Below are 15,433 nucleotides of genomic sequence, written 5' to 3'. Positions count from 1 at the left end.
CTGGAAGCAGCGGTACGAATAAAATCGCGAGGAGGCGTAGGCTGAAGTCGTCGACATTGCGCGTATGTAGCGTCGCGGCCGCTCATTGTCACGCAAAATCTGCGAGGCGAAATCACGGGTTCGCCTCTTTGAGGCTGACGTGCCGACGCTTGCCTCCGTTCCGATTTCCTGAAATAGATCCGCCGTCAGGTGCCCGCCCTCGAGGCGGGAGAATCGGGAATCCGGTGCAAGGCCGGAACGTGCCCAACGCTGTAAGGCCGACGTCTGCCGCTTCATCACGCCACTGGCTTTGCCGGGAAGGCTGCGGCAGATGGATGAAGCCAAGTCAGAAGACCGGCCTGGCGCGATAGACCCAACCCGCGCGGACGGCGGGCGGTTGCGTTGTTGGGGATTTGACGATGCGACCCTTTGATGCGGATGCCCTTTCGGCGGTGTCCGGTTTTTCGCCGGCCGAGCGCGAAGCCGTGTATCACGCGATCATGACGCGGCGTGACGTGCGCAGCCAGTTCCTGCCCGATCCCTTGCCCGACGATGTCGTGGCACGGCTCTTGACTGCCGCCCATCATGCGCCCTCGGTCGGCTTCATGCAGCCGTGGAATTTCGTCCTGGTGAAAAGCGAAGCCGTGCGAGCACGCGTAAGGGATGCCTTTGCGAATGCGAATGAGGAGGCGGCACTGATGTTCGAGGGCGAACGCCGGCAGACCTATCGCTCCCTGAAGCTGGAAGGCATCGTCGAGGCGCCGCTCGGCATATGCGTGACATGCGATCCCACCCGCGGCGGCAGCGTCGTGCTGGGGCGGACGCACAATCCGCGGATGGATTCCTATTCGACCGTTTGCGCCATTCAGAATCTCTGGCTTGCCGCCCGCGCCGAAGGGGTCGGCATCGGCTGGGTCAGCATCTTTCGCGAAGGCGACCTGAAAACAATTCTCGGCATACCGGAGCATATCGAGGTGGTCGCCTGGCTCTGCGCCGGCTTTGTCGACCGTCTTTATGACGAACCGGAACTTTCGGTCAAAGGTTGGCGGCAGCGGCTGCCGCTCGAGGAACTCGTTTTCCACGACGGATGGGGACGCAACGATCCGTAGCAATTACTGCTGCTGTGGTTGCGGCCCCGGCGTCGCCGGATTGGCAAGGTCGATCGAGCCCTGGTCGCCCGCAAGGAATTGCGGGCCGACCTGACGAACCTTGTTCTGCGTGGGGTCGTAGGGACGTTCGGCAACGGATGGCTGCGGCGGGGCTGATGCTGCCGCTGTATCTTTCGTCGGCGGTTTAGTGCGGACCGTCGTTATCGAGCCCTGCTCCGGCGGTTCGCTCAGGGCCTGCTTGCCGCGCATCTCCTCGTAATAGGCGGTGAGATTGCAGGCGCAGGAATTTTTCTCGCCAGGCGCGCGGTTCTTGTAGACAAAAGCGTTCTTCATGGCGCTATAGGGCGCGCCCGTTGCGACCGAGATCATGTTCGAGGAGTCGGTGCTGGTCACGTCGCGATAGAAGAGCTCGGTTTCAATGCCGGGGCACATCTTGGCGCAGGTCTGGGCATCGCGGCCGAAATCCACCGAAGTGGTATTTGAGCTGATCGGGAAGAAGCCACCGTCGCAGCTGCGCACGCAGATGGTGCTGATCGGTGAAAACATTTCGGCCCTCGGCAGGCCGTAACGCAGATCGGTCTCTTCACCGCCGCCGAGCGGAATGAAGGTATCGGTGCGCATCGCCTGTTCCTCGACACTCGGGGCGGGGTCGTCTGCGCTACGCTCGGTCGGGGCATAGAAATTGTCGCTGTTGCAGCCGTTGCGTTCGAGTGCCGCCGTCAATTCTCGGCGCGCGTCGTCAGTGCCGTCGCCCTGGTTGCGCAGCTCGTCGCGGCGCTCCTGGAGATAACGGATATTGTCGATCATCCGGGCTTCGGCGTCAGAGAGTTCGGCGCAAAAATCGGCGTTGTCACTGCCAATCACGACCATGCTGCCGGAAGTGCATCCGTTATTGCGCAGATCGTTGCGGACCTTGCGCAGCTCGAGGTTCTGCTCGGCCATGGCATTTGCATATTGGCGCGCTTCCGGCCCGTTATTGCTACCGATCGATCGTGGCAGGTCGGCAAGGCGACCGCGCAAGTCGTTGCAAATAGCGCTGGTCTGTGCGGCGGCCGGTGATGCCAGCGCAAGCATAAGAGCAAGAGACAGATTTCGGCGTTTCACGGCGTCGTCCGGGAATGAGAAAGTGTCGATCGGTCAAAGGTGGCGTCCATCCGCCGTACCTTGTCTCTTAACGTGTTTCTCTTAATAAGCTTGGATGAATTCCTAGCGCATTTTCGAGATTTTAGCCAGAAGATGTGGGTAATCTTCCGTTAGGTAAGTAGAACTTCGACGAGGCGCTCATCTGGTATGAGAAGCTCATGGGACGTCCCGCAGAAAGCAAACCGATACCGGGCATGGCTCAGTGGCGTAACATGGGCGGGGCCGGCCTGCAGGACGGATTGCCCATGGCGCTGCCCCTCGCAGTTCCCATCGGCAGTAGGCGCTTTCGGTGTCAGCGTCGTCAATGGTTGACACGAGGGGACGTGCAATTCCAATGTCGGCTTCGGATGGCCGTCGCAAATCGCGCAGGTCAGTGCGGGGGGCGCAGCGAAGGCGAAAATGGCAGGCATTTGCAAGGAGCTAAGCTCCCCCATAACGACGGCCCCGACAGCCCAACACGGTCTCCACGTCTTCGTGGATGGTTGTTATGACCCCGGTTCCGGGCACGGAGGCTGGGCCTTTGTCGCCTATCGCGATTCTGTGGAAATCGCGTCCAGCTTCGGCGGTGTGCGTGATTCCGCCAATAATTCGATGGAATTGACCGCCGTCTTGCAGGCAGTCATGTGGATCAATAGCGAAGCAACGGGCGAAGCCGCGACCATCTGGTCGGATTCGATCTATGCCGTCAAAGGCTGCAACGACAGGCGGCACATTTGGAAGAATAACGGCTGGAAGAAAAACAATCCGAATGGGAACGCCCGCAGCCGGGCGATCGCTAATGCGGAACTCTGGAAAGCGGTCGATCTTCAGCTATCCCGGAACGCCCTCGTAACCATTGCCTGGTGCAAGGGCCATTCCGGCATATCAGGCAACGAACGCGCGGATGAGCTTGCGGATGGAGGACGGCTGTCGATACGGGGCGCGTGATATGGGGATATCCACTGGCTGCGGATGCCTGGGATGGCACGGCGTCAAAACTCCACGGGGCGCCATTGCATCAGGGCGCAAGGCCGCCGCCAGAGATGGCATAAATGCACCCTTCAGCCATTTCCGGTTATGTCCAAGTTTCAGCATCAGCTAACGGCGCCATCGAGGCCGATCAGGCTTGAAGAATGTGCCTGCGCGTCAGCTCCATCAGACCATCGGTATCGCGTCGCTCTATCGCATCGACCATCTGCTGATGTTCGCGGCCGGATTGCTCGATGCGGGCGCGCGTTCGCCACTGCGACACCGGCGCGGAGGATGTCCGCTGGCGAATTTCCGTGATCAGCTCCACGAGTTCCTGGTTGCCTGCGAGAGCAAGCAGATGGCGGTGGAAGGCGAGATTGGCTTCGTAAAGTTCGAGCGTGGTGCCGTTCAGCACCAGATCGTCGAAGCGTGAAGCCAGAACCCGCAACTTCGCAATATCTGCCTCGCTCGCATTCGCGACGATGCGGTCGCTGACGGCGACTTCGAGGATGACGCGAATGTCGCTGACCTCCCGGGCACGGCGCCCGTCTTGCTCATGGACGTGGTAACCACGATTGGGGACATGCTCCACCAGTCGCTTCTGCACCAATCTGTCGAGAGCTCTGCGGACCTCGGGTCGCGTACAGTTATACCGCCTTTCGAGATCGATCTGCTTCAGCCAGGTTCCGGGCGGGAGACGGCCGGCAAGGATATCCTGGAGAATGAGTTCGGTCACATCGGAGGTTTGCGGCTCTTGTGCTTGCGCCGTCGCTCCGCTTTCCAGCGAATTCATGCAATTCTCCCCAGCCCGATTTCGGCGATGACTATCATAGCTCTCCCCCGGCCAACAACGAGGCCGATTGACAGCGTCGAAAAATATTCCAGCTCATGACTTGCGTGCCCGATTTAATTGGAGCATAAAATTGGCGCCAATTTGATTACCATTATATGAGGCGGGTTGTAAATCCATGCAGAACTCCGATGCGGTCTGGGAAATCGTCGAGAGAAAGCGCGCGGCGTTCTTCGAGTTGAGTGACCGCATCTGGGATATTCCCGAGACCAATTACCTCGAACATCAATCTGCCGAAGAGCACGCCCGCATGCTGGAAAGAGAGGGCTTTCGTGTCGAGCGCGGCATTGCCGGGTTGCCGACGGCGGTTATGGGAGAGGCGGGCGAGGGTGGCCCGGTCATCGCAATCCTTGGCGAGTTCGATGCGCTGCCGGGATTGAGCCAGGAGGCCGGTATTGCCGAGCAGCGGCCCTTGGTCGACGGGGGCAATGGTCACGGCTGCGGCCATAATATGCTGGGCGCCGGATCCATGCTCGCTGCCGCTGCGATCAAGGATTTCCTTGCCGGAAGCGGCTTGATGGGAAGGGTGCGCTATTATGGCTGCCCCGCGGAGGAAGGCGGCTCTTCGAAGGGTTTCATGGTGCGCGCCGGCGTTTTCGACGACGTGGATATCGCGATCTCCTGGCATCCGGCAGCCTTTGCCGGGGTCAACAATCCCATCTCGCTCGCCTGCAATGAGATCAACTTCCATTTTTCGGGGCGGGCGTCGCATGCTTCCGCGACGCCGCATCTCGGCCGCAGCGCTCTCGATGCAGTGGAACTGATGAATGTAGGCGTCAATTATATGCGCGAGCACATGCCTTCCACTGCGCGTATCCACTATGCCATCACTGACGCGGGCGGTGGAGCGCCTAACGTCGTGCAGGCACGCGCGACGGTACGCTATCTCGTCCGTGCTCGGACCTTGCCGGAACTCCTGTCTCTGGTTGCCCGCGTCAAGAAAGTTGCCGAAGGTGCTGCCCTGATGACCGAGACGACGGTCCGGAGTGAAATTGTCAGCGGGGATGCCAATCTCGTTGGCAATACACCACTCGAGGAGTGCATGTTCGCCCATCTGCAGCGGCTTGGCCCACCAGTGTTTGATGATGCCGACCGAGAAACGGCCCGCAAGTTCCAGCAGACCTTCAACGCAGAGGATATCGCCGCGTCCTATGGTCGTTTCGGGCTGAAACCGAACGACGACCAGCCGCTCTGTGAGGAGATTTTTCCGTTGAATGCCGGTGACGGCACTCTGGTCGGCTCCACCGATGTCGGGACGGTCAGCTGGGTGGTGCCGACCGTGCAGATGCGAGGGGCTACCTACGCTGTCGGTACGCCCGGACACTCTTGGCAACTGGTTGCGCAAGGGAAACTGCCGGCTGCCCACAAGGGAACCGAACACGCCGCCAAGGTAATGGCGAGCACGGCCGCCGATCTCATCGGTAACCCCGCATTGATTGAAGCTGCCAAGGCCGATCACAGGGCGCGTCTGGAGCGTACGCCTTTCGTCAATCCGATACCTGATGACGTTAAGCCGCCATTGCCGGAGAAGGCTGATGCCTAACCCCGACCTGCTGCCCGACCGTGAACGCCTGATGGCGCATATCCGCGAGTTTGCCCGTCGGGTGAAATTGTCCGGAGCGCCGGAGGAGCTCGAGAGCTTTCATTATCTTCAGGCGCAGATGGAGAGCTACGGATACGGAACGCAGCTGCTGTCACATGATGCATTCATCAGCCTGCCCGGCCCGGCGAAGGTCGGGGTCGAAGGCGAAGACCTCCGTTGCATTACCCATTCGATGTCGGTTTCGACGGCTGCAGCGGGCATCAGCGGAGACCTTGAATATGTCGGCGACGGCAAGGAAGCCGATTTCGTCGGCAAGGACTTGGCCGGCAAGATCGTCCTGGTCGACGGGATTGCGACGGAGGAAGTCGCCGCGTTGGCGAGCGCGGCCGGCGCCCTCGGCGAAATCCATGTCAGCCCGAATGAGAATCTCTACGAAATGTGCGTGTCGCCGGTCTGGGGCAGCCCGTCGCAACACACGCGCGCCCATCTGCCGAAAACCGTGATCTGCACCATCGCGCGGGAAGATGGAGTGCGCCTTCGCGACAGGCTCGCGCGCGGCCAGAAGGTCCGTGCGACGCTCACGGCAGAGGTCGACACCGGCTGGCGCAGGACGCCGCTGCTTGTTGCAGAGCTTCAGCCGGCAGGCGAGGACAAACCGTTCGTACTGTTTTCGGGCCATCATGACACCTGGCATTTCGGCGTCATGGACAATGGCGGCGCGAACGCGTCCATGCTTGAGGCGGCACGCTTGCTTGCCCTTCATGCGGGTGATTGGCGACGCGGCCTGCGCATCTGCTTCTGGTCAGGCCATTCGCACGGTCGCTATTCCGGCTCGGCCTGGTATGCGGATGAATTTTTCGACGAGCTCGATCGCCGCTGCGCCGTGCATGTCAATGTCGACTCCACGGGCGGCGAGGGCGCAACCGTCCTCACCAATTCCGGTGTCATCGACGAGTTGAAGCCGCTGGCTCTTGAGGTGATCGAGGACGTCACCGGACAAAGGCATGCGGGCAGGCGGCATGGCAGAGCGGCGGATCATTCATTCTGGGGTGTCGGCATCCCCTCGATGTTCGGCAGCCTCAGTCATCAGCCGCCAGGCCCCGTCAAGACGCTGAGGGCGCTCGGTTGGTGGTGGCACACGCCGCACGACACGGCAGAGCACATCGATCCCGACAATCTGAGCCGGGATACGCGAATCGTGCTGGAAACACTTTGGCGCCTGCTGACCTCGCCCGTCCTGCCACTTGACTATTCCGTCTACGCACACGCTCTCAGCCAAGAGGTTTCGCGACTGCATGCTGAGCTTTCCGGCCGTATCGACATCTCGGCCCTCGCAAATGCAATTGACGAGTTGGGCATCAGCGCGAAGGCGGTCATGGAGATGAAGGACCCGTCTTCTGCAAAGACGGCGCGCGTCAACGCATCGCTGATGCGCGCCGGCCGCCATCTCGTGCCGCTGAATTATACGAGCGGCGACCGCTTTCACCATGATTCCGCCCTCCCGCACCCCGCCTGGCCGTCACTTGAGGGGCTGCGGGCGCTGGCCGCGCAGCCCGTCGGATCGCCAGACATACCTTTCTACGCTGTTCATGCGCGCCAGACTAGAAATCGCCTGATCCATGGACTGAGGGAAGCCAATGCGGCTTTGCGTGCGGCCCTGGAGGACTGACGCAGCCATAGCAGAACTGACAGGTGGCCATTTGGCCGCCGAAAGGGGAACAGAAAATGAAAAATAGAAAATTGCCTGCCGTTTTGTTCGGCGCCATTGCCTTCCTGACTTCATTCGCTGCCGGCGCCAAGGACTGGACGCATGTCAAGGTCGGCATCGAAGGGGCTTTCCCGCCCTGGAACCTCATGGATTCCAGCGGCAAGCTGGCCGGCTTCGACGTCGACCTCATCAATGACCTGTGCAAACGCGCCAAAGCCGACTGCGAACTCATCGCAGGCGATTGGAATGCGATGATCCCCAGCCTCAATGCTGGAAAATTCGATCTGGTGATGACTCTCGGCATTAACGAGAAGCGGAAGCAGGTGGTCGATTTCACCGTGCCCTACGCGAGCGGGGTCGCGAGCTTCCTGCTTCTGAAGGACGGGCCGGTGTCCCCTCTGCCGATGGCCGGCGAGCGGCTGAATTTGAACGACAAGTCCAAGGCAGATCCGGTGATGGCCGCGATCGGCGAAGCCCTCAAAGGCAAGACGGTCGGCGTGGTCCAGTCGACCAGCCAGGAGCAGTTGATCAACGCCTATTTCGGATCCGACGTAACAGTGCGCGCCTACAAGAATTCCGGCGAGCGCGATCTCGATCTGAAGGCCGGGCGCATCGATGCAGGTTTCGATAGCGGCGTTTATGAAACCTCCGTGCTCGGCAAGCCCGGCAATGACGATCTGATGATGTCCGGCCCGCTGGTGAAAGGCGCGATGTTGGCTACCGAAGTCGCACTCGGCATGCGCAAGGGCGAGACCGATCTGAAGGCCAAATTTGATGACGCAATCAGGCAAGCCGCCAAGGATGGCACGATCAGGCAGCTCTCGGAAAAATGGAGCAAGATCAACCTGACACCGACCTTTGACGCTCCCTAAGCGCCTTTTCGGCGCATCATGCTCAGCAGAGGCTATGACAATGTCAGTTGCTGCAAAAACATGCTCTTCCGGAGCAGCATTATGAGCCAGCCTGGTTTTTTTGAGCTTGCCGGCTTCGGTGCGGATGGCTGGGGCCATGCTCTTCTGGCCGGAGCCTGGATGACCATCCTTGTTGCAATCGCCGGCTATGCCGTCGGCGCCTGCATCGGGACCCTTGGGGCATGGGCCAAGATTGCCGGCAACGGTTTTGCTCGCGCGGCCGCCGATGCTTATACGACGGTGCTGCGGGGCATTCCCGATCTGCTGGTCATCTACCTCTTCTATTTCGGCGGCAGCGCCGTGGTTACGGCGGTCGGCCGGCTTTTCGGCGCCGAAGGTTTCCTCGGCTTTCCGGGCTTTCTTGCCGGCTCCCTCGCCGTGGGCGTCACCTCCGGCGCTCAGTTCACGGAAGTGCTGCGAGGTGGATTCAGGGCGGTCCATCCGGGTGAGATCGAGGCGGCTATTGCCTGCGGCATGCCGCGCTGGCTTCGCCTGCGGCGGATCGTTGCGCCGCTGACCCTGCGTCACGCGCTTCCCGGTCTCGGTAACGTCTGGCAGGTCGTCCTGAAGGAGTCGGCACTGGTATCGATCACCGGTGTTGCCGAACTCCTGCGCCAGGCGCAGGTCGGCGCTGGATCGACCGGGCTGCCATTCGATTTCTACCTGATGGCCGGCGCGATCTATCTGATGATCTCGACAGTTTCGAGCATCCTTCTCCAGCAGGCGGAGCGGCGCCTGTCGCGCGGCGTGGGGAGGAGCGGATGATGGATTGGCAGTTTCTCAACGAAACATTTGTGAGCCTGGTCGCCGCAATTCCGCTGACGATCGAGCTTTCCGTGACATCGATCTGCCTTGGTGCCATTCTGGCCCTGTTGCTGGCGCTTGCCCGCCTCTCCGGCGTTGCCGCGCTCGATTGGTTCGCGCGGCTCTATGTCTTCATCTTCCGCGGCACGCCCCTGTTGGTGCAGATATTTCTTATCTATTACGGTCTCGGCCAGTTTCCAGCCGTGCGGCACAGCGTCTTCTGGCCGTTTCTCCGCGATCCTTACTGGTGCGCGGTGCTGGCGCTGACCTTGAATACAGCCGCCTACGCCAGCGAGATCATTCGCGGCGGCCTGCTCTCGGTACCGCACGGGCAAGTTGAGGCTGCCCGCGCTTGCGGCATGCATCGCTTCCTGTTGTTTCGCCGGATCGTCCTGCCGCTGGCAATCCGGCAGGCATTGCCCGGATACGGCAACGAGATGATATCGATGGTCAAGGCGACGTCACTTGCCTCGATCATTACGCTGATGGAGGTAACCGGAGTCGCCGCCAAGATCATCTCCGAGACCTACCGGGCAATCGAGGTCTTCGTCGTCTCCGGGGCCATCTACCTCGCCCTCAATTTCTTGCTGACGCGTCTCATTCAATTCGCCGAGTACAGGCTTAGCCCGCATTTGCGCGCTCCCGTTCCCGTCAGCCGAGAGAGCAGCACCATAGCGACCCCTGCAGGAGAGCATCGATGACGGCCACACAGATCGCACTCAGCGTGCGCGACATGCACAAGAGCTTCGGACCTCTCCAGGTCATCAGGGGCATCTCGCTTGATGCCCTGGAAGGCGATGTCGTTTCCATTGTCGGCTCGTCGGGTTCCGGGAAATCGACGTTCCTGCGTTGCATTAATCTGCTGGAAACGCCGGATTCGGGTGAAGTGACTGTCGCCGGCGAAACGATCTCGATGCAGCGCAACGCCGGCGGTGTGCACCGCCCGGCGGATCGAAAGCAGGTCGATCGTATCCGCTCTCGGCTCGGAATGGTGTTCCAGAGTTTCAATCTCTGGTCTCACAAGACGGTCCTCGAAAACCTTATCGAGCCACCGATCCATGTTCAGCGCCGTTCACGCGCCGAATGCATCGACGAAGCTGAAGCGCTGCTGGCCAAAGTCGGCATCGCCGATAAACGCAATTTCTATCCCGCTCATCTTTCCGGCGGCCAGCAGCAGCGCGCCGCCATTGCCCGCGCCCTCGCCATGCATCCAAAGGTGATGCTCTTCGATGAACCGACATCGGCGCTCGATCCGGAGCTTGTAGGAGAGGTCCTACGCGTCATGCGCGCCTTGGCGGAAGAAGGACGCACCATGCTGGTCGTCACACATGAGATGGGATTTGCGCGCGACGTCTCCAGCCGCGTCGTCTTTTTACATAAGGGCGTGGTCGAGGAAGAGGGCAAACCTCAGGATGTCTTCTCGAATTCGAAGTCGGAGCGCTTCCGCCAGTTCATCAATCAATAGGTCATCAAGCTCAATCAAGAAGGGGAACTCAGTATGAAATACCTGACCGCAATCATGGCCGCGATCACTATGGTCGCCAGCTTAGCCGTTTCGACGGCGGCACGCGCCGAGGAGAAGAACTGGACGCATGTGACGATTGCGACCGAGGGAGCGTTTCGGCCGTGGAACTTCACCAAGGCAGACGGTAGCCTTGACGGGTACGAAAAGCTGATCAAGTATTTTTGCGCTCATATGAAGGTCGAATGCACGACCGTGATCCAGCCTTTTGACGGCATGATCCCGGCTCTTAACGCTGGAAAGTTCGACGCAATCGTTTCGGGGATGTCTGCAACCGCCAAGCGCGAGGAGGTCATTGCCTTCAGCGATTCCTACGGCACGACGGGTCAGACCTTTGCGACATTGAAAGACTCCCCGCTCGCAAATCTGCCTTTGAAGGGCGAGGTATTTTCGCTCGCCACCGATGAGGCTGGCGCGGTGGCCGCGCTGAAGCAGATCGAGCCGTTGCTCAAGGGTAAGACAGTCGGCGTGCAGACTGCATCGATCGCCGCGAGCTTCCTCGACAAATATTTGAAGGGCGTCGTTGATGTCCGTGAGTACAAGACGACGGAACAGCACGATCTCGATCTTAAGGCCGGTCGCGTCGACCTCGTCATGGCGTCCATGGCATATCTTTCGACAGCGGCGGCAAAGCCGGGCAACGAGGACCTCATCGTCACTGGCCATCGTTTCCAGGGCGGCATGCTTGGGCGTGGAAGCTCAGTTGGTCTGCGTAAGGAGGATACGAAACTCAAATCTATGTTCGACGAGGCGATCGCAGCAGCCAAAGCAGACGGCACGATCGTCAAGCTATCGCAGAAGTGGTTCGGCTTTGACGTAACGCCGAGGTAAAACGCGGCTGGATGCCAGCACTTGCGAAATCTCGGCGAGTGCTGGTTATCCGTGAATCTTCTGGTCGCAATGCCGGCTTATGCCGGCTGCGATGCCTCGACGACGGCGAGCGCTGCCATGTTGACGACGCCGCGCGAGGTAACCGACGGCGCGAGGATGTGCGCGGGCATGGCGGCGCCGAGCAGAATCGGGCCAACATGCAGGCCGTCGGTCATCGACTTGATCACACCGAGCGTGATGTTGGCGGCGTCGAGGTTGGGGAAGACGAGCAGGTTTGCCTCGTCGTGCAGCGTGGTGTGCGGCATGACGCGCTTGCGCAGCGCTTCGGTGATCGCGCTCTCGCCGTGCATTTCGCCGTCGACTTCGAGATCCGGGGCAGCATCGCGCACGAGCTGCAGGGCATTGCGCATTTTCGTGGCGCTTTCGGATTCGCGTGAGCCGAAGTTTGAATGCGAGACGAGGGCGGCGCGCGGGGTGATGCCGAAGCGGCGGATTTCCTCGGCAGCCATGACAGTCGCCTCTGCGATCTCTTCGGCGCTCGGATTGAAGGTGACGTAGGTGTCCGTGAAGAAGGTGGCGCCGCGCTGTGAGATCATCAGGCTGAGGGCTGAGAAATCGCGGACATCCGTGCGCTTGCCGATGATCTGGCGCACGTCGCGCAGGTGTTTCTCGTAACGGCCTTCGAGGCCGCAGATCAGCGCATCGGCCTCGCCGCGCTTCAGCGCCAGCGCGCCGATGACGGTGGTGTTGGTGCGCACGATAGTGCGGGCCGCTTCCGGGATGACGCCTCGGCGGCCGACGAGCGAGAAATAGAGATCGACATATTCGCGAAAGCGCGGATCGTCTTCCGGATTGATGACCTCGAAATCCTGCAATGGCCGGATGCGCAGACCGTAGCGCTTGAGGCGTGTCTCGATGACCTGTGGGCGGCCGATCAGGATCGGTTTGGCCAAGCCTTCCTCAAGCAGCACCTGGGCGGCGCGCAGCACGCGCTCGTCCTCGCCTTCTGAGAAAATGACGCGCTTGCGCTCGGCGGCCTTTGCCGCCGTGAAGATCGGCTTCATGACGAAGCCGGAACGGAAGACGAAACGGTTCAGCTGATCGAGATAGGCGTCGAAATCCTGGATTGGACGGCGTGCGACGCCGCTCTGTTCGGCGGCCTTGGCGACGGCAGGGGCGATGCGCAGGATGAGGCGCGGATCGAAAGGGGAAGGGATCAGATAGTCGGGCCCGAAGACTGGGGTCTCGCCGGAATAGGCGCGGGCAGCGACGTCGGAGGGTTCTTCGCGGGCAAGCGCTGCGATGGCGCGCACGGCCGCCATCTTCATTTCCTCATTGATCGTCTCGGCGCCGCAATCGAGCGCGCCGCGGAAGATGTAGGGGAAGCAGAGGACGTTGTTGACCTGGTTGGCAAAGTCCGAGCGGCCGGTGCAGATCATCGCATCGGGACGGGCGGCGCGGGCGAGATCCGGCATGATCTCCGGAGTCGGATTGGCGAGCGCCATGATCAGCGGCTTGTCGGCCATTTGCGCCAGCAGCTCCGGTTTCAGCACGCCGGCGGCCGAGAGACCCAGGAAGACATCAGCGCCGCCGATATTTTCGGCGACCGTGCGGGTGTCGCTCTTCTGGGCATAGACGGACTTCCATTCGTCCATCAGTTCGGTGCGGCCCTCATAGACGAGGCCTTCGATATCGTGGACCCAGATGTTTTCGCGCTTGGCGCCGAGGGTCACCAGCAGATTGAGGCAGGCAAGGGCGGCAGCACCGGCGCCCGAGGCAACGATCTTGACGTTCTCGATGGCTTTGCCGGCGAGTTCCAGCCCGTTCAGGATAGCGGCGGCGACAATGATCGCCGTGCCGTGCTGGTCGTCGTGGAAGACCGGGATCTTCATCTTCTCGCGCAGGCGCCGCTCGACCTCGAAACATTCCGGCGCCTTGATGTCTTCCAGGTTGATGCCGCCAAAGGTCGGCTCCAGCGATGAGACGGTCGAAACCATCTGCTCGACGCTCGCCGCATCGATCTCGATGTCGAAAACGTCGATGCCGGCGAATTTCTTGAAGAGCACGGCCTTGCCCTCCATGACAGGCTTGGAAGCGAGCGGGCCGATATTGCCGAGTCCGAGCACGGCGGTGCCGTTGGAAATGACGGCGACGAGATTGGCGCGCGAGGTATATTCGGCCGCCATTTCAGGGTTGTCACGGATGGCAAGGCAGGGAGCGGCAACGCCCGGCGAATAGGCAAGCGCCAGGTCGCGCTGGTTGCCGAGCGGCTTGGTCGCCTGGATCTCCAGCTTGCCGGGGCGGGGGTAGCGGTGGAAAAACAGCGCCTGTTCGTCGAGATCGCCGCCCGGTGCGTTCTTGTCCGTCTTGGATTTATCCTGGTGATCCATTGCCGCCTCCGTGCACGTCTTTTTCTGGAGTTTCTCCATACATCAATCGGATACGTGCGACAGTATGGAAATGAGGGATGGTAGAAGTTTTCGCGCGGGGCATGTCCCACGGAACCACGGGCCGGCCGAGTATCGGCGCCGGTACTAATCCTTTTGGAAACTTGTTTGATGCCGCCTGCAAGCGCAAAATGCCGCCGCGACGGTGCGGGGCGCCGGTCGCATGGAGGAAATCATGGACAATTTGAACCTCACGACCCTGCAACGGGGTCAGACGATGGTTAATGACGTGGCCATGGATGCGTTTGCCGCCGGTTTTCGCGGCAGTCTCCTGACCAGCAAAGACATGAATTACGGTGAGGCGCGGGCGATCTGGAATGCGATGATCGATCGCCGGCCGGGTCTGATTGCGCGCTGTGCAGGGGCGGCTGATGTCGTGCGCGCGGTGCGCCTTGCACGCGACAACAATCTGCTCGTTTCGGTGCGCGGCGGCGGGCACGGCATTGCCGGCAACGCGGTCTGCGAGGGCGGCGTCGTCATTGATCTGTCGCCGATGAAATCGGTGCGGGTCGATCCCGAGACGCGCCGCGCCAGGATCGAGCCGGGCGCGACGCTAGGCGACGTCGACAAGGAAACGCTAGCATTCGGACTGGTACTGCCAACCGGCATTAATTCCACGACCGGCATAGCCGGCCTGACGCTCGGCGGTGGTTTCGGCTGGCTCACGCGGAAATTCGGGTTGACCCTCGACAATCTGATTTCGGTCGATGTGGTGACGGCCAACGGCGAACTGGTGAAGGCGAGCGAGACGGAGCGGCCGGACCTGTTCTGGGCGCTGCGCGGCGGCGGCGGCAATTTCGGCGTCGTGACCTCCTTCGAATTCCAGCTCAACCCGCTCCAGCCCGAAGTTTTCGCCGGACTGGTCGTGCATCCCTTCGCCGATGCGGAAAACGTTCTCAGGGAATATCGCGAGGCGCTGGAAACAGCACCCGACGAGCTGACCTGCTGGGTGGTGATGCGCCAGGCGCCGCCGCTGCCGTTCCTGCCGGCCGATTGGCACGGCAAGGAAATCGTCGTGCTTGCTATGTGCTATTGCGGGGACATGGCGGCGGGCGAAAAGGCGGCGGCGAGGTTGCGCGGGATCGGAAAGCCGATCGCCGACATTGTCGGCCCGATGCCGTTCATCGGCTGGCAGCAGGCATTCGACCCGCTTCTAACGCCCGGCGCCCGTAACTATTGGAAGAGCCAGGATTTCGCCTCCCTTTCCGATGCGGCGATCGAGGTTCTCATCAATGCCGTGCGGAAGCTGCCAGGGCCGGAATGCGAAATATTCATCGGCCATGTCGGCGGCGCCGCCGGCCGCGTGCCGACCGAAGCCACGGCATTTCCACAGCGCAGTTCGCATTTCGTCATGAATGTCCATGCACGCTGGCGGGAAACCGAGATGGACGGAAACTGCATCGGCTGGGCGCGCGAACTTTTCGAGGCAACCAAGCCGCATGCTGTGGGCACTGCCTACATCAACTTCATGCCTGAGGACGAGACCGACCGGGTCGAAATGGCCTACGGGGCTAATTATGCGCGCCTTTCGGAAATCAAGCTGCGCTACGATCCGAACAATTTGTTCCGGATGAATCAGAATGTGAAGCCGATGGCGGCGGTCCGAGCTGCTTGAATAGATGAAGCGTAGAAGACCCC

Annotated in this window: 13 protein-coding genes and 1 riboswitch; of the genes, 10 read left to right on the top strand and 3 right to left on the bottom strand. The window is 61.0% G+C overall.

Annotated elements, in window-relative coordinates; translation table 11 throughout:
- The first annotated feature begins 170 nt into the window (after positions 1 to 170).
- Positions 171 to 357: riboswitch (cobalamin riboswitch) on the top strand.
- A gap of 41 nt (positions 358 to 398) precedes the next feature.
- A complete protein-coding gene (gene bluB, locus NXC14_RS12320) occupies positions 399 to 1,088 on the top strand; it encodes a 5,6-dimethylbenzimidazole synthase (protein WP_085778374.1) in 690 nt (229 codons plus the stop codon).
- A gap of 3 nt (positions 1,089 to 1,091) precedes the next feature.
- Here the strand turns inward: bluB and NXC14_RS12315 are convergent, their stop codons facing one another.
- Positions 1,092 to 2,192: a DUF2865 domain-containing protein gene (locus tag NXC14_RS12315; protein ID WP_085778373.1), complete on the bottom strand. Its 1,101-nt coding sequence runs from the start codon at positions 2,190 to 2,192 to the stop codon at positions 1,092 to 1,094.
- A 438-nt stretch (positions 2,193 to 2,630) separates the two neighbouring features.
- Here NXC14_RS12315 and NXC14_RS12310 point away from each other — a divergent pair, with 438 nt between their 5' ends.
- Complete coding sequence (locus NXC14_RS12310) at positions 2,631 to 3,158, top strand: ribonuclease H (protein ID WP_085778372.1); 528 nt, start codon at positions 2,631 to 2,633, stop codon at positions 3,156 to 3,158.
- 172 nt (positions 3,159 to 3,330) lie between these two features.
- Here NXC14_RS12310 and NXC14_RS12305 read toward each other — a convergent pair whose 3' ends face one another.
- Positions 3,331 to 3,972 carry a GntR family transcriptional regulator gene (locus NXC14_RS12305; protein WP_085778371.1) on the bottom strand — a complete coding sequence of 214 codons (642 nt, stop codon included), beginning with the start codon at positions 3,970 to 3,972 and terminating at the stop codon, positions 3,331 to 3,333.
- A 175-nt stretch (positions 3,973 to 4,147) separates the two neighbouring features.
- Here NXC14_RS12305 and NXC14_RS12300 point away from each other — a divergent pair, with 175 nt between their 5' ends.
- The 7 genes from NXC14_RS12300 (at position 4,148) to NXC14_RS12270 (ending at position 11,348) form a co-directional block, all read left to right on the top strand.
- Complete coding sequence (locus NXC14_RS12300) at positions 4,148 to 5,572, top strand: M20 family metallopeptidase (RefSeq protein WP_085778370.1); 1,425 nt, start codon at positions 4,148 to 4,150, stop codon at positions 5,570 to 5,572.
- The gene (locus tag NXC14_RS12295; RefSeq protein WP_085778369.1) at positions 5,565 to 7,241 is read left to right on the top strand and encodes a M28 family peptidase; all 1,677 of its coding nucleotides are present in this window, start codon (positions 5,565 to 5,567) and stop codon (positions 7,239 to 7,241) included. The genes NXC14_RS12300 and NXC14_RS12295 overlap by 8 nt, the downstream gene beginning before the upstream one ends.
- 56 nt (positions 7,242 to 7,297) lie before the next feature.
- Complete coding sequence (locus NXC14_RS12290) at positions 7,298 to 8,152, top strand: transporter substrate-binding domain-containing protein (RefSeq protein ID WP_085778368.1); 855 nt, start codon at positions 7,298 to 7,300, stop codon at positions 8,150 to 8,152.
- Between the two features lie 81 nt (positions 8,153 to 8,233).
- On the top strand, positions 8,234 to 8,956 hold the full coding sequence (locus tag NXC14_RS12285) for an ABC transporter permease subunit (RefSeq protein ID WP_085778367.1): 723 nt from the start codon (positions 8,234 to 8,236) through the stop codon (positions 8,954 to 8,956).
- Entirely contained in the window at positions 8,956 to 9,696 is a 741-nt protein-coding gene (locus tag NXC14_RS12280; protein WP_085780092.1) for an ABC transporter permease, read from the top strand. Before NXC14_RS12285 ends, NXC14_RS12280 begins: the two co-directional genes overlap by 1 nt.
- Positions 9,693 to 10,460, top strand: coding sequence for an ATP-binding cassette domain-containing protein (locus NXC14_RS12275; protein ID WP_085778366.1), 768 nt, complete (start codon positions 9,693 to 9,695; stop codon positions 10,458 to 10,460). Before NXC14_RS12280 ends, NXC14_RS12275 begins: the two co-directional genes overlap by 4 nt.
- 33 nt (positions 10,461 to 10,493) lie before the next feature.
- Positions 10,494 to 11,348: a transporter substrate-binding domain-containing protein gene (locus tag NXC14_RS12270; RefSeq protein ID WP_085778365.1), complete on the top strand. Its 855-nt coding sequence runs from the start codon at positions 10,494 to 10,496 to the stop codon at positions 11,346 to 11,348.
- A gap of 77 nt (positions 11,349 to 11,425) precedes the next feature.
- On the opposite strand, the gene NXC14_RS12265 is transcribed toward NXC14_RS12270, so the two are convergent.
- Positions 11,426 to 13,738, bottom strand: coding sequence for an NADP-dependent malic enzyme (locus tag NXC14_RS12265; protein WP_085778364.1), 2,313 nt, complete (start codon positions 13,736 to 13,738; stop codon positions 11,426 to 11,428).
- A gap of 232 nt (positions 13,739 to 13,970) precedes the next feature.
- Here NXC14_RS12265 and NXC14_RS12260 point away from each other — a divergent pair, with 232 nt between their 5' ends.
- The gene (locus NXC14_RS12260) at positions 13,971 to 15,410 is read left to right on the top strand and encodes an FAD-binding oxidoreductase (RefSeq protein WP_085780091.1); all 1,440 of its coding nucleotides are present in this window, start codon (positions 13,971 to 13,973) and stop codon (positions 15,408 to 15,410) included.
- Positions 15,411 to 15,433: the final 23 nt, after the last annotated feature.

The sequence above is a fragment of the Rhizobium sp. NXC14 genome (genome assembly GCF_002117485.1).
Taxonomy (GTDB): domain Bacteria; phylum Pseudomonadota; class Alphaproteobacteria; order Rhizobiales; family Rhizobiaceae; genus Rhizobium.
This window is presented reverse-complemented; position numbering and strand designations above follow the sequence as displayed.

Bases quoted from the DNA above. Each gene is read 5' to 3' on its own strand.
- NXC14_RS12285 (WP_085778367.1), top strand. From the start codon at position 8,234: ATGAGCCAGCCTGGTTTTTTTGAGCTTGCCGGCTTCGGTGCGGATGGC.
- NXC14_RS12275 (WP_085778366.1), top strand. From the start codon at position 9,693: ATGACGGCCACACAGATCGCACTCAGCGTGCGCGACATGCACAAGAGC.
- NXC14_RS12270 (WP_085778365.1), top strand. From the start codon at position 10,494: ATGAAATACCTGACCGCAATCATGGCCGCGATCACTATGGTCGCCAGC.
- NXC14_RS12290 (WP_085778368.1), top strand. From the start codon at position 7,298: ATGAAAAATAGAAAATTGCCTGCCGTTTTGTTCGGCGCCATTGCCTTC.
- NXC14_RS12265 (WP_085778364.1), bottom strand. From the start codon at position 13,738: ATGGATCACCAGGATAAATCCAAGACGGACAAGAACGCACCGGGCGGC.
- NXC14_RS12310 (WP_085778372.1), top strand. From the start codon at position 2,631: ATGGCAGGCATTTGCAAGGAGCTAAGCTCCCCCATAACGACGGCCCCG.
- bluB (WP_085778374.1), top strand. From the start codon at position 399: ATGCGACCCTTTGATGCGGATGCCCTTTCGGCGGTGTCCGGTTTTTCG.
- NXC14_RS12305 (WP_085778371.1), bottom strand. From the start codon at position 3,972: ATGAATTCGCTGGAAAGCGGAGCGACGGCGCAAGCACAAGAGCCGCAA.
- NXC14_RS12300 (WP_085778370.1), top strand. From the start codon at position 4,148: ATGCAGAACTCCGATGCGGTCTGGGAAATCGTCGAGAGAAAGCGCGCG.
- NXC14_RS12295 (WP_085778369.1), top strand. From the start codon at position 5,565: ATGCCTAACCCCGACCTGCTGCCCGACCGTGAACGCCTGATGGCGCAT.
- NXC14_RS12280 (WP_085780092.1), top strand. From the start codon at position 8,956: ATGGATTGGCAGTTTCTCAACGAAACATTTGTGAGCCTGGTCGCCGCA.
- NXC14_RS12260 (WP_085780091.1), top strand. From the start codon at position 13,971: ATGGACAATTTGAACCTCACGACCCTGCAACGGGGTCAGACGATGGTT.